This window comes from Massilia sp. PAMC28688 (assembly GCF_019443445.1).
In the GTDB taxonomy this organism is placed as follows: Bacteria; Pseudomonadota; Gammaproteobacteria; order Burkholderiales; family Burkholderiaceae_D; genus Telluria_A.
Map to the genome: position 1 here is coordinate 4252317 of NZ_CP080378.1, position 13426 is coordinate 4265742.

12 protein-coding genes are annotated in these 13426 nt (G+C 65.6%); 8 read left to right on the top strand and 4 right to left on the bottom strand.

All coding sequences use genetic code 11. The features are described 5' to 3' along the window. The 3 genes from KY495_RS18970 to KY495_RS18980 all read right to left on the bottom strand — a co-directional run bounded on the left by KY495_RS18970 (position 1) and on the right by KY495_RS18980 (position 3038). Positions 1-1131, bottom strand: coding sequence for an acyltransferase (locus KY495_RS18970; protein ID WP_219880897.1), 1131 nt, complete (start codon positions 1129-1131; stop codon positions 1-3). A 136-nt stretch (positions 1132-1267) separates the two neighbouring features. Beyond that, on the bottom strand, positions 1268-2527 hold the full coding sequence (locus KY495_RS18975; RefSeq protein WP_219880898.1) for a metal-dependent hydrolase: 1260 nt from the start codon (positions 2525-2527) through the stop codon (positions 1268-1270). Next, positions 2520-3038: a YbaK/EbsC family protein gene (locus tag KY495_RS18980; protein WP_229518366.1), complete on the bottom strand. Its 519-nt coding sequence runs from the start codon at positions 3036-3038 to the stop codon at positions 2520-2522. The genes KY495_RS18975 and KY495_RS18980 overlap by 8 nt, the downstream gene beginning before the upstream one ends. A gap of 78 nt (positions 3039-3116) precedes the next feature. On the opposite strand from KY495_RS18980, the gene KY495_RS18985 reads away from it, so the two are divergent. The 3 genes from KY495_RS18985 to KY495_RS18995 are packed head-to-tail and all read left to right on the top strand — an operon-like array spanning position 3117 to position 6400. Then, the gene (locus KY495_RS18985) at positions 3117-4319 is read left to right on the top strand and encodes a GGDEF domain-containing protein (protein WP_219880899.1); all 1203 of its coding nucleotides are present in this window, start codon (positions 3117-3119) and stop codon (positions 4317-4319) included. Beyond that, entirely contained in the window at positions 4316-5569 is a 1254-nt protein-coding gene (locus KY495_RS18990) for an LVIVD repeat-containing protein (RefSeq protein WP_219880900.1), read from the top strand. The genes KY495_RS18985 and KY495_RS18990 overlap by 4 nt, the downstream gene beginning before the upstream one ends. An 18-nt stretch (positions 5570-5587) precedes the next feature. Beyond that, the gene (locus KY495_RS18995) at positions 5588-6400 is read left to right on the top strand and encodes a crotonase/enoyl-CoA hydratase family protein (RefSeq protein WP_219880901.1); all 813 of its coding nucleotides are present in this window, start codon (positions 5588-5590) and stop codon (positions 6398-6400) included. Between the two features lie 9 nt (positions 6401-6409). Here the strand turns inward: KY495_RS18995 and KY495_RS19000 are convergent, their stop codons facing one another. Next, positions 6410-6931, bottom strand: a complete 522-nt coding sequence (locus KY495_RS19000) for a histidine phosphatase family protein (RefSeq protein ID WP_229518367.1) — start codon at positions 6929-6931, stop codon at positions 6410-6412. Between the two features lie 112 nt (positions 6932-7043). Here KY495_RS19000 and KY495_RS19005 point away from each other — a divergent pair, with 112 nt between their 5' ends. The 5 genes from KY495_RS19005 to KY495_RS19025 all read left to right on the top strand — a co-directional run bounded on the left by KY495_RS19005 (position 7044) and on the right by KY495_RS19025 (position 13401). Beyond that, on the top strand, positions 7044-7688 hold the full coding sequence (locus KY495_RS19005; RefSeq protein WP_219880902.1) for an ANTAR domain-containing response regulator: 645 nt from the start codon (positions 7044-7046) through the stop codon (positions 7686-7688). Between the two features lie 271 nt (positions 7689-7959). Further along, positions 7960-9252 carry an MFS transporter gene (locus KY495_RS19010; RefSeq protein ID WP_219880903.1) on the top strand — a complete coding sequence of 431 codons (1293 nt, stop codon included), beginning with the start codon at positions 7960-7962 and terminating at the stop codon, positions 9250-9252. Beyond that, the gene (nirB, locus tag KY495_RS19015; protein WP_219880904.1) at positions 9249-11783 is read left to right on the top strand and encodes a nitrite reductase large subunit NirB; all 2535 of its coding nucleotides are present in this window, start codon (positions 9249-9251) and stop codon (positions 11781-11783) included. Before KY495_RS19010 ends, nirB begins: the two co-directional genes overlap by 4 nt. Positions 11784-11794: 11 nt before the next feature. Further along, positions 11795-12142: a nitrite reductase small subunit NirD gene (gene nirD / locus KY495_RS19020; protein ID WP_219880905.1), complete on the top strand. Its 348-nt coding sequence runs from the start codon at positions 11795-11797 to the stop codon at positions 12140-12142. Continuing rightward, the gene (locus KY495_RS19025; protein ID WP_229518368.1) at positions 12139-13401 is read left to right on the top strand and encodes an NAD(P)/FAD-dependent oxidoreductase; all 1263 of its coding nucleotides are present in this window, start codon (positions 12139-12141) and stop codon (positions 13399-13401) included. The genes nirD and KY495_RS19025 overlap by 4 nt, the downstream gene beginning before the upstream one ends. The last annotated feature ends 25 nt before the right edge of the window (positions 13402-13426 follow it).

Below are 13426 nucleotides of genomic sequence, written 5' to 3' on the forward strand. Positions count from 1 at the left end.
CTAGGGTGCCGGCAGCACTGCCTGCCTTGCACCCAGCCGCCTGAGTAGTAGACGCAGGCGCCCGGTCTGGGCTTCGAAAGGCAGGTGGAACAGCCATGCCGCCAGCACCACGGCGCCCAGCAGCAGGGCGTAGACCAGGAGGCTGGACGGATCGTCGGGCGACAGGCGCCCCTTGTCGAGCCCCGGGGCGAGCTTTGTCTTTGCGAACAGCAACAAGGGCACGTGCACCACGTACAGGGTGAAGGAAAATGCGGCCAGGCGTTCGCCCCAGCGCGCCAGCCAGGCCACGTCGCGCCGGGCCAGGTTGGCGCGCTGCTGCAGGCTGCACAAGAACACCAGAAAGGCCAGGCTGAACACGAGGTCGTGCAGCAGCGAGCCGCGCAGCGTGCTGTCTTCACTGCCCAGCAGGCGAGCCCACACGGCCACTGCCGCGCACAGCGCGGCCAGCAGCCAGATCACGCCCTGGGAGGCGTGCAGGCGCACGCGCGAAAAGAGCACGCCCAACAGCCACAGGAAAAAGTAGAGCTGGATGTCGGGCGCGAGCAGGCTGCCGATTGCCAGCATGGTCAACAGGGCGGCAGCGCGGCGCCCCTGGGTGCGCGCCACGCAGCCCAGGACCAGCAGGGGAAACAGCAGGTAGTACCACACTTCGTTGGCCAAGCTCCACAGCGCGAAATTGCCGCCGAAGCGGGGCACCAGCATGCCCTGCAAGCCCAGCAGATTGCCGACAAACGCCGTGCCGGAAAATTCGTTGGTCGCCGACCAGTCCGCACTGCCGGTGGCAATCGCCCCTTCGGCCGCGCCCAGCGCCAGACTGAGCAAAAAGGCGGGAATCAGCACGATCCACAGCCGCGTGAGCCGGTCGAGGGCGTAATCGACAAATACCCGGGGCCGGTGCAGCTTGTTGAGCAGGCTGCCACCGACCAGCCAGCCGCTCAGCAGGAAAAACACGATCACGGCCAGGTGGGCAAAGCCGGTCAGGAAGGACAGGCCCTGGTACCACAACGTGGGATCGTCCAGCGTGCTGAGGCCAGGATAGAACTGGGCGCGCAGGTGGGCCATGGCGACCTGGAGCGCCGCCAGGCCGCGCACCACCGAGATGACAATGGCGTGGTAATACTGCTGGCTCAAATTCGTTTCTGCCAACAACTCGACGCGGGGAAAGTGGACGCACGGCATGATCAATATCTCGACGGAAGGTATCCGTCATGCTAGGGCCGTCACAGCGGGGCCCCTTGAGGCGCCGCAAATTGCCGGCCGCGAGCGTCTATTGTCTTGCGGGAACCCCGCTTGCGTAGTCCAGCAAGTCTTCGCGCGGCATGGACCAGCCGGGCACGCCGCTGCTGCAGGGCTGGCCGGCAAAGCGCGCAAAGGCGAAGCTGGTGAAGTTCTCGCCCCGATTGCCATAGCGGATATCGGCCGCGCTGTCCTGTTCGACGTGGGGCAGGCGGGCAAAGCGCAGCCATGCGGCAAAATGGCAATTGCGGGCGCGCGCGCGCAGCCTGGCCAGCGGCGTGTGTGCTTGCCACGCCATGCCGACGGCGGCCGTGCCGCCGCTGACGGCCAGGTTCAGCCCGGCAGGACAGGCGGCCTGGGGCAGCAGCGCCGGTGCAATGCTGAGCACGCCGCGGCGCAGGCGATACACTTCGCCTTGTGCGCCCGGCCCCGCTTCCCCCGTCAATTCCACGGTGGCAAAGGTCCAGCATGCGGGATTGGCGGGAAACGCGGTGAGGGCCGCGTCCAGCAGGCGGCTGCCCGGGTCCAGCGTTTGCAGGTGGGCCGCCAGCACCCGCTTGCCGTGGCCGGACGACCAGCCCTGGACACCGACGAACACGGCGGCCAGGGCCAGGCCGGCCACCAGGGGATGGCGCGCCCGTCCGGCCATGGCGGCGCGCGTGCCCAGCAGGGCACTTAGCAACATGGCCAGTGCCGCCGCCGACGCCCAGTGCAGGTAGGCGTGGTACCAGGCCCAGGCCAGGAACAGGGGGAACAGGGCCAGCAGCGCCAGGCGCAGCCAGCGTGCCTGCACCATCAGTACCAGGGGCAGGCCGAAGGCAAACCAGAAAACCGGTTCAAGGATGAAGACCATGTCGCCGTACAGCCAGCGGCCATCGAGCGGGTAGAAGGGATGCAGGCCGTAGCTGTTTAAGTAGTCGAGCAGCAGGTGGCTTCCCAGGCCGATCAGGGCGGCAGCGCACAGGCCGATGCGCGCGCTGCGGCTGGCGCCAAGCAGGCGGCGCGCGCCCGGCCACAGCAGCCACAGCAGCAGCATGAGCGCCAGCGCCTGGGCCAGCGCAAATACGATGGTATGGGTATGGCCGCGGTGGTGGAGCAGGTAGCCCAGCGGCGCCGGGAGCAGCCCGGTCAGTACCAGGTCGAGGTCGGGCAGGTTGGCGCCCAAGGCGCCGGTAAGGAGCAGCAGGCGGCGCCGCAGCCGGCCCGCATGGGGATCGGCCTCCGGCGCCAGGCTGCGCTCGATCAGTTCTCCGATGGCGAGCCCGGCCAGGACGTGGCTGAGATTATCCATCGCTGCACAGGTCGGCGCTGGCGGCGCCGGTCAAGCCCTGCAGCTGGGCCGGGGTCAGGCTGAACACGGCGTGCGGATGGCCCGCGGCCGCCCACAGGAGGGGAAGCTGGAGCAAATGCCTGTCCAGCATGACCAGCACGCCGGTCGCGTGGCCGATGGGGCACACGCCGCCAATGGCGTAGCCTGTTTTTTCTTTCACAAAGCGCGCATTGGCCTTGCCAATGGGGCCCACCAGCGCTGCCACCTTGTCTTCATCGACCCGGGTGGCGCCGCTGGCAATGACCATGACGGCTGCCTCGTCCGCCAGGCGCCGGAACACAATCGACTTGGCAATCTGCGCCACGTCGCAACCCAGGCCGGCCGCTGCCTCGGCCGACGTCTTGCCACTGGCGGGGAGCATGATGACGGGCCGGTCATGGCCCAGTGCCGCCAGGCGGGCGGCAACCCGCTGGACACTGTCGGGAAGCGGAATCGATGACATTGCAATAATGTTGTATGGCGAAGTGATCATTATGCCGCCAATTCCTGTTGTTCGTTGTACGCCTTTCTTGCGGGTATCTTCAAGGTTGGGTAAGCTTGGCGCAACAGCGTGATCAACAGTGAGCGTGACATGAGCAAGGAAGGCGCGGTAAGCGCAGGCACTATCCAGACTGACCAGCGGCTGCGGGAACGGCGCATGCTGGTCGGTTCCCTGTCCTATCTGGTGACCCTATCGCTGGTGCTGGCGTTCTGGTATTTGGGTGACTACAGCTTTGATGTGGTCCGAAACTACATCGCTGCCGTGCTGAGCCTGGTGGCCTTCTTTTTTGTCATGTTTCGCACCAACCAGAACCTGCGCTTCGTTGACCCCAGCATGACGCTGGCCCAGGTATCACTGTCGATCCTGCCGGCCTATTACGTGATGTTCCATTCCCAGCAGTCGCGGCCGGTGTTCCTGATCCTGTGCATCTCGGCTGCCATGTACGGGCTGTTCCAGTTCCGCATGCGCGACTTCCTGACCTTGAGCTCGGTCGTCATCGGCGGCTACGCCCTCATGATTGTGCTCATCTGCCTGTACCGTCCGGCCGAGATCAACCTCAAGTTGGAAATCCTGCAATGGTTTTCGCTCACCGCGACCTTCCTCCAGTTCAGTGGCCTCGGTGGTTTCATTGCCAATCTGCGCAAGAAGGTCAAGGACAATTACAAGGAGCTTGCCACACGCAATGGCGAGCTGGAAACGGCGCTGCAGCGCATTGAAGACCTGGCCATGCGCGACGAGCTGACCGGCGTGTTCAACCGCCGCTTCCTGATGGAGACGATTCGCAACGAAAAGTTGCGCTGCGACCGCACCGGCAGCATGTTTACCTTGTGTATCCTGGACGTGGACCATTTTAAGCAGGTCAATGACCAGCACGGCCATATCGCGGGCGACCAGGTGCTGCAGCAAATTGCCAAGACGGCCAGCGAAGCGCTGCGCCAGACCGATTACTTCGGCCGCTACGGCGGCGAGGAGTTCGCCATGGTGCTGACCGGGACCATGAGCGAGGGGGCGATCATTACGGCCGAGCGGGTCAGGCGCCACATTGAACAGATCGATCTGAGCTCCATCAGCCCGGGCTTTCACGTCACGGTCTCGATCGGCATAGCCGACGCCCGGCGCGGTGAAGACCCGGCGGCGACCTTCAAGCGCGCCGACGAAGCCCTGTATCTGGCCAAGGAAGGCGGGCGCAATCGTTGTATAGTAGCGGAACTGGCCGGCACGGCTGCAGAGCCTGCCAATCCGATGATCGTCAACGCACTACAGGATACATGATGTCCGTTCAACTGACTGTTAACCGCAGCGCCCTGGCGCTTGCCTGCCTGCTGACCCTGGCCGCCTGCGGCGGCGGTGGCGGGGGCGATCATTCGCATGGTCCGGCCCCGAGCCCGACACCGGCGCCGCCGAGCGGGAATGTCGGCGGCAAGGTGCTGGCCAACGTGGTGCGCAGCGGCGTGGCCGGTACCTGGGGCTATACGGCGCCGGACGGTTCGCGCTACGCGCTCATGGGCACTGCCAAGGGTATCCTGGTGCTCGACCTGCGCGATACGGCCAACGTGCGCGTGGTCGATGAAATCGACGGTCCCACCAATACGTCCTCGCCCGGTACCTACTGGCGCGAGATGCGGGTGTACGGCCAGCATGCCTACATCGTGTCCGAGCAGGATAATTTTCGCGGCGGGGTGATGATCCTGGACCTGTCGCAGCTGCCGGCGTCGGTGCGCTACGTGAAAAGCTTCACGCCCCAGGACGGGCGCCTGACGGCCCACACCATCGACATCGACACCGTGCGCGGCCTGGCCTACATCCAGCGCCGCAATGGCACGGCGGTGACGCCGGTGCAGGGGCCCCTGTACGACAGCCCCGGCGGCATGATCTTTGGCGGCGGCGCCCTGCGCGACCCGGGCGGCGAGCATGGGGCAACACCGAACGTGGGCGCCATCGAAGTATGGGACCTCAAGACCGATCCGGAAAATCCGCGCTACGTCACCACCTTCAACCGCGGCCGCAATGTGCACGACATGACGGCGGTGGGCGAGAAGGTGTACGTGGCCGAGGGCGACGCCCACAGCTTTTCGATCTGGAACGTCAGTAACCCCAGCGCGCCGGTGATGGAAGTGCGCTGGAGCGTGCCGGGCAACTACGCCCACAACATCTGGCCGAGCGGCGACGGCACCTTTGTCGTCACCACCGAAGAAGTGCCGCAAGGCTTGCCGGCACGCGTGTGGCGCCTGAACGGCACGGCCGAACCGACCCAGCTGTCGAGCTTCAAGGTCGGTTCCGGCACGCCGCACAATGTGGTCATGGAAGGGCGCATGGCTTACGTCAGCCATTACACGGAAGGCGCGGTGGTGATGGACCTGACCGATCCCGCCAAGCCGAATATGGTGCTGCGCATCGATACCAACCCGGCCACGGGATCGGGCTACGCCGGCTGCTGGGGCGTCTACAAGTTCCCCAACCAGCCGCTGATGGCGTGCAGCGACATGACCACGGGCTTTCACCTGATTGGCATCGGCCAGTAACTGCGATGAGAGCGAGCCATGCAATTTGAGACCCTGGGGGTGTCGCTGGAGCGGCACGTTGCCTCCATCACGCTGAACCGGCCCGACAAGGCCAATGCCATGAACCTGCAGATGTGGCACGACATCCGCAGTGCCTTTCGCTGGGTGGACAGCACGCCGCAGGCGCGGGTGGCCATGCTGGCCGGCGAAGGCAAGTGCTTCACGGCCGGCATCGACCTGCACATGATGATGGGGATGGGCGGCACCATCGCCGACGACTGCGAAGGCCGCATGCGCGAAAAACTGCGCGCCGTGATCCTGGACCTGCAGGATTGCCTGACCGCTCTTGAGCGCTGCCGCAAGCCGGTGCTGGCGGCCGTGCATGGCGCCTGCATTGGCGGCGGCATGGACCTGATCGCGTGCGCCGACATGCGCTACTGTTCCAGCGACGCGTATTTTTCGATCAAGGAGATCGATATCGGCATGGTGGCCGACGTCGGTACCCTGCAGCGGCTGCCGCGCCTGATAGGCGAGGGCATGGCGCGCGAACTGGCCTATACGGGGCGCCGGGTCGACGCTGCCGAGGCGCGCGAGATGGGCCTCGTCAACCGCGTGTTCGGCAGCCGCGAAGCGCTGTATGAAGGAGTGGGCGAGATTGCGGCGGCAATCGCTGCCAAGTCGCCCCTGTCGATCCGCGGCAGCAAGGAAATGATGAATTACGCGCGCGACCACAGCGTGGCCGATGGCCTCAATTACGTGGCGACCTGGAATGCCGCCATGCTCATGTCCGACGACCTGCAGCAGGCCCTGATGGCCGGCCCCGGCGGCCCGGCGCCCACGTTTCGCGACTGAGCGCCGGCCTCAGGGCGCGCTGGCGCTGGAGCTTAGCAGCACCGTGCTCACGGTGCCATTGTCGTGGATGCTGACCTGGTACAGGCGGTCGTATTCATCGTCCCCGATCGGCGCCACCGGCGCGCCGCCCAGCATCCGGACCAGGTCGGGCACGGTGTTGGAGTGGCCCACCAGCAGCGTGGGGCCGCCGAGCGCCTTGATCCTCTCGATGGCCGGCGCCGGCCTGGCGGCGTCATACACTTCCACATTGAGCTTGACCCGCTCGGCCAGCGGCTGGGCCGTCTGGCGCGTGCGCCGCGTGTCGGAGCTGAACACGTATCGGATGTCTGCCCTGTGCAGCAGGGCGGCCAGCATGCGGGCCCGGGCCGCGCCCTGCGCCGTGAGTGCGGGGTCCTTGTCGGCGCCGGTCTTTTCGGCGTGGCGCGTCACGTAGACGACATTGGGCGCGGCCTGCGCCAGCGGGGCCAGCGTGGCGCAGGCGAGGAGCAGGGCGGACAGGGTCAGGGAGATGGACAGGGTCGGTTTCGGCATGGTGGCTTCGGCGTGCAAAACCCTATGTATACCATGCTGGCGCGCTGCTGGCGCACAAATTGCTAACAACAGGTGGCCGGGCGACTTTCACGCCCGCTCCACTGTCAGAATCATGCCAACTACTACCAGCTCTTCCGAACGCAAGCTGCGCATTGTCGTCGTCACCTCCGCGCTGCTCGAAGGCGATGAGCACGAACCGGCGCTGGCCGAGCAGGTGCGGCGCGCCGGCGCCCTGCGCATTGGCTTGCTGGAGGCCGGGTACGACATCGTCGCTTCGCTTCCGGCCGACATGTACCTGCCCGAGCGCGTAGGCCAGCTGCAGCCGGACATGATCATCGTCGACGCCCGCTCCGACGCGCGCGATGTGCTCGAACATATCGTGGTGGCCACGCGCGACGAACGCCGCCCCATTGTGCTGTTTACCGAAGACCAGCGCAGCGGCAGCATGGATGCGGCCATGGCCGCCGGCGTGTCGGCCTATATCGTGGCCGGCCTGCAGCCCGAGCGCATCGAACCGGTGCTGAAGGTGGCGCTGGCGCGCTTTCGGCAGGAGCAAAAGCTGCTGGCGGAGCTCGACGCCACGCGCCACAAGCTGGCCGAGCGCAAGGTCATCGATCGCGCCAAGGGCATCCTCATGGGCAGTCAGCGCCTGACCGAAGAACAGGCCTATCAAAAGCTGCGCAGCATGGCCATGAACAAGAACATGAAGCTGGCCGAGATCGCGCAGCGCATCCTGGACGTGGAAGACCTGCTCTAGGGTCCTCTGCCGATCCACACGGGGCGCACCTTGATAACGCACCGTTTTGGCTGTTGTGCACCGCAATAGAGCGGTCCTGCCGTGCTTTCGCCAATCCTCCCCCTCGATTGCCTGGCACGGCTTTTGCTGAAGCTGTAGTAACGGATCAATGGCGATCCCCTGAATAACGCAGCCGCTCCAACGAAGGAGCGGCAGGACAACGGCGTCCGCCCAGCCCCGGTTCATCGCTGGCGGCTGGCCGGACGCCTTTTTGTTTTTAACAGGATAGATCATGGCCACCAAAGCAAATCACATCGCACTTTTCAGTTTCAACACGCCGCAGATGCGGGCCTTTCACCTGACCTGGATGGCCTTTTTCGTCTGCTTCTTTGCCTGGTTCGCCTGCGCGCCTTTGATGCCGGTCATTAAAGGCGAATTTGGCCTGACCATGGCGCAGGTGGCCAACATCAATATCGCGGCCGTCGCCATCACCATCCTGATCCGGCTGATCGTGGGACCCATGTGCGACCGCTACGGGCCGCGCAAGACCTATACCGCGCTGCTGCTGCTCGGCTCCATCCCTGTGCTGGGCGTGGCCGCGGCCCAGACTTATGAAAGCTTCCTGTTCTTCCGCCTGGGGATCGGCGCGGTGGGCGCGAGCTTTGTCATCACCCAGTACCATACCTCGGTCATGTTCGGACCCAGGGTGGTCGGCACGGCCAATGCGGCCGCTGCCGGCTGGGGCAACGCGGGCGGCGGCGCGGCGCAGGCACTCATGCCATTGTTGCTGGCGGCCGTTGTGATGCTGGGCGTGAGCGAGACCATGGGCTGGCGCGTGGCGCTGGTGGTGCCCGGCGTGCTGATGATCGTGATGGCGGCGCTGTACTGGACCTTCACCCAGGACTGCCCGGAAGGGAACTATGCGCAGCTGCGCGCCGCCGGCGTGCCGCTGGAAGCGGGCAAGAAGGGTGGCTGGGAAAGCTTCAAGGCAGCCAGCGCCAACTACCGCGTGTGGCTGCTGTTTGTCACTTACGGCGCCTGCTTCGGCATCGAGATCTTCATTCATAACGTGGCGGCGGTCTACTACGTCGACCATTTCGGCCTGTCGCTCAAGTCGGCCGGGCTGGCGGCCGGCAGCTTTGGCCTGCTGGCGCTGTTTGCCCGGGCGCTGGGCGGCTACCTGTCCGACAGGATGGCGCTGCGCGGCACGCTCAACAGCCGCGTGACGCTGCTGTTCATCCTCATGATCGGCGAGGGCATTGGCCTGCTGTGGTTTGCCAAGGCCGACACGGTGACCTACGCCGTCATCGCCATGCTGGTATTCGGCCTGTTCACCCACATGGCTTGCGGCGCAACCTACGCGCTGGTGCCGTTCATCGACAAGAATGCCCTGGGCGGGGTGGCCGGGATCATCGGCGCCGGCGGCAATGTGGGCGCGGTGGCCGCGGGCTTTCTGATGAAAGGGACGGGCGACATTGCCCAGACCCTGACGATCCTGTCGGGCCTGGTGCTGCTGTCGGCCCTGTGCGCAATTGCGGTGCGCATGGCACCTCCCGCACCGGCCATGGAAGGAGCGGCGGCATGAAGATCATCGTGATTGGCCACGGCATGGTGGGCCACAAGTTCCTGGAGTCGCTGGCGGGACCGGCGGCCTCGCACCTGGAGGTGACGGTGCTGTGCGAAGAGCCGCGCGCGGCCTACGACCGCGTGCATCTGTCGGAGTTTTTCGCCGGGAAGAGCGCGCAGGACCTGTCGCTGGTGGCGCCGGGCTTTTTTGACCGCGACAATCTGCTCCTCAAGCTCAATGCGCGCGCGGTGCAGGTTGACCGCACGGCCAGGACCGTCACGGTGGCCAGCGGCGAGGTGCTCGGCTACGACAAGCTGGTGTTTGCCACGGGCTCCTATCCCTTTGTGCCGCCGCTGCCGGGAAAGGACCGGGCTGACTGCTTCGTGTACCGCACCATCGAGGACCTGGAGGCGATGCAGGAATGCGGCAAGCGCGGCCGGCGCGGGGTGGTCATTGGTGGCGGCCTGCTGGGCCTTGAATGCGCCAAGGCGCTGCGCGATATGGACCTGGAAACGCACGTGGTGGAATTTGCCCCGCGCCTGATGGCGGTGCAGGTCGATGATGCCGGCGCGCGCGTGCTGCGCACCCGCATCGAGGAACTGGGCGTGACGGTCCATACCCAGAAAAACACCCTGGAAATCACCGATGGTGTCGATGGTACGCACCGCATGGTGTTTGCCGACGGCGGCCACCTCGATACCGACATGATCGTGTTCTCGGCCGGCATCCGGCCGCGCGACGACCTGGCCAGGGCTTGTGGCCTGGTGCTCGGTGCGCGCGGCGGCATCGCGATCGACAACCACTGCCTGACCTCGGACCCGGACGTGTACGCCATCGGCGAATGCGCGCTGTGGGGCGGCCAGGTATTCGGCCTGGTGGCGCCCGGCTATGACATGGCCCGGGTGGCGGCGCGTCATCTGCTGGGCGAGCACGAGGCGCAGTTCGGCGGCGCCGACATGAGCACCAAGCTCAAGCTGATGGGCGTGGACGTGGCCAGCATTGGCGACCCGCACGGCAGCACGCCGGGCAGCCGCTGCTACCAGTTCACCGATGAGCGGCGCCAGATATACAAGAAGATCGTGGTGTCGGAATGCGGCAAGTACCTGCTGGGCGGCGTGATGGTGGGCGACGCCGGCGATTACGGCACGCTGCTGCAGATGATGCTCAACAAGATCGCGCTGCCGGATGCGCCGGAGTTTTTGATCCTGCCCCAGAGCGACGGCAAGGCGCGGCCCGCGCTGGGCGTGGATGCCTTGCCCGATACGGCGCAGATCTGTTCGTGCAATGACGTCTCCAAGGGCGCCATCTGCGCAGCCGTGTGCGGGGGCGCAAGCACGATCGGCGCGGTGAAGAGCTGCACCAATGCCGGCACCAGCTGCGGCGGCTGCGTGGCCCTGGTCACGCAGGTGATGAAGGCCGAAATGAAAAAGCAGGGCATGGCGGTCAACAACCACCTGTGCGAACACTTTGCCTACTCGCGCCAGGAGATTTTCCATCTGGTGAAGGTAGGGAAGATCAGAACATTCGCGGACCTGCTGGCGCAGCACGGCACGGGCCTGGGCTGCGATATCTGCAAGCCGGTGGCAGCGAGTGTGCTGGCCTCGACCTGGAATGACTTCGTGCTCAAGCCCGAACACGCGGGCCTGCAGGATTCAAACGACTACTTCCTCGGCAACATCCAGAAGGATGGCACGTATTCGGTGGTGCCGCGCATGCCGGGCGGCGAAGTGACGGCAGACGGCTTGATCGCAGTGGGGATGGTGGCGAAAAAGTACGGCCTGTACACCAAGATCACCGGCGGCCAGCGGGTGGACCTGTTTGGCGCGCGCGTGGAGCAGCTGCCCCTGATCTGGGAAGAGCTGATCGCGGCCGGCTTTGAATCCGGCCACGCCTACGGCAAGTCGCTGCGGACCGTGAAGTCGTGCGTCGGCTCGACCTGGTGCCGCTATGGCGTGGCCGACAGCGTGGGCTTTGCGATCGCGCTGGAGAACCGCTACAAGGGCTTGCGCACGCCGCACAAGATCAAGTTCGGCGTGTCCGGCTGCACGCGCGAGTGCGCCGAGGCGCAGGGCAAGGATGTGGGCCTGATCGCCACCGAGAAGGGCTGGAACCTGTACGTGTGCGGCAACGGCGGCATGAAGCCGCGCCACGCGGAATTGATCGCGTCCGACCTCGATGAGCAAACCGTGGTGCGCTACATCGACCGCTTCCTCATGTTCTACACCCGCACCGCCGACCGCCTGCAGCGCACCAGCGTCTGGCGCGACAACCTGGAAGGAGGCCTTGGCTACCTGCAGGACGTGATCATCGCCGACAAGCTTGGCCTGGCCGCGGAACTGGAAGCGGACATGGCCCATGTGGTGAGCACCTATGCGTGCGAATGGAAGGCGGCCGTCAGCGATCCCGCCACGCGCCAGCGCTTCCGCCACTTCGTCAACAGTGACCAGAGCGACCAGAACGTGATGTTCATGCCGGAGCGCGGACAGATCCGTCCCGCGACGGTGGAAGAACGCCGCCGCGTCATCCCCATTGCCATCAAGAGCGCCTGAAGGAGAAGCTTATGCACCGCGATATTCATTTCGATAGCTGGACCGCTGTTTGCGCGCTTGACGAGATCGTCCCCAATACCGGCGTATGCGCGCTGGTGGCGGGCCAGCAGGTGGCCGTATTTCACGTGGCCGGGGCCGACAATGCCGTGTTCGCGATCGGGAACTACGATCCCAACAGCGGCGCTTCCGTCATCTCGCGCGGACTGGTGGGCAACCTCGGTGAACGCATTGTCGTGGCCTCGCCCATCTACAAGCATCACTTTGACCTGGCCACCGGCGAATGCCTGGAGGCGCCCGAGCATTCGGTGCCCGCATACCGGGCGCGGATCGAAGCCGGCAAAGTGTGGGTAGGCCTATGAGAGCGCGCGGCAGCCATGCGGATGCACACGCGGCGCCCGTGCCGCCGCGCCAGTCGCTGGTAGTGATCGGGAACGGCATGGCCGGCATGCGCACGGTGGAGGAATTGCTGGCGCTGGCGCCGGACCTGTATGACATCACCGTGTTCGGCGCCGAGCCGCACGGGAACTACAACCGCATCCTGCTCTCGCCGGTGCTGGCCGGCGACAAGAGCATGGCCGACATCATGATACATACCAGGGAGTGGTATGCCGAAAACGGTATCACATTGCATGCGGGCGACCCGATTGTCCACATCGACCGGCGCCGGCGCCTGGTGCGCGCCAGGTCCGGGCGCGAAGTGTGGTACGACCGGCTCTTGATGGCAACCGGCTCGAACCCGTTCATCATCCCGGTGCCCGGTCACAAGCTGGCCGGGGTGATTGGTTTTCGCGACATTCATGATGTCGATACGATGCTGGCCGCGTCCCGCAGCGGCGGGCGGGCGGTGGTCATTGGCGGCGGGCTGCTTGGGCTGGAAGCGGCCAACGGCCTGCAGCGGCGCGGCATGCAGGTGACGGTGGTCCACGTGACGGACAGCCTGATGAACATGCAGCTCGATAAACCGGCGGCGCTCCTGCTCAAGCAGACGCTGGAAGCGAAGGGGCTGCAGTTCATGCTCGACGCGCACACCACGGAGATTGTCGGCAGCGGCCATGTGAGCGGCGTACGCTTCAAGGATGGGCGCGAAATCGGGGCCGATCTGGTCGTCATGGCCGCGGGCGTGCGGCCCAATATCGCGCTGGCCCAGGAAGCGGGGCTGCACTGCGAACGTGCCATCGTGGTGGACGACACGCTGCAGACTTTCGATCCGCGCGTGTACGCGGTGGGCGAGTGCGTGCAGCACCGCTGCGCCATTTTTGGCCTGGTGGCGCCAATCTGGGAGCAGGCCAGGGTGTGCGCGGCCCACCTGGCGCAAAAAGGACACCGCCGCTACGTGCAGGCGGCCACCGCCACCAAGCTCAAGGTGACCGGCGTGGACCTGTATTCTGCCGGTGACTTCATTGGCGGCCAGGGCAGCGAAGACCTGGTGCTGCGCGACCCGCGCCGCGGCGTCTACAAGCGCCTGGTGCTCTCCGCCAACCGCATCATCGGCGCGGTGCTGTATGGCGATGTGCAGGACGGCGCGTGGTATTTCGACCTGATCCAGAACCGCACTGATATTTCAACCATCCGCAGCCGCCTGCTGTTTGGCGAAGCCCTGTGCAAGGAAGCCGCCTAAGCAAGTGCGATGCCGTCAACGAAAG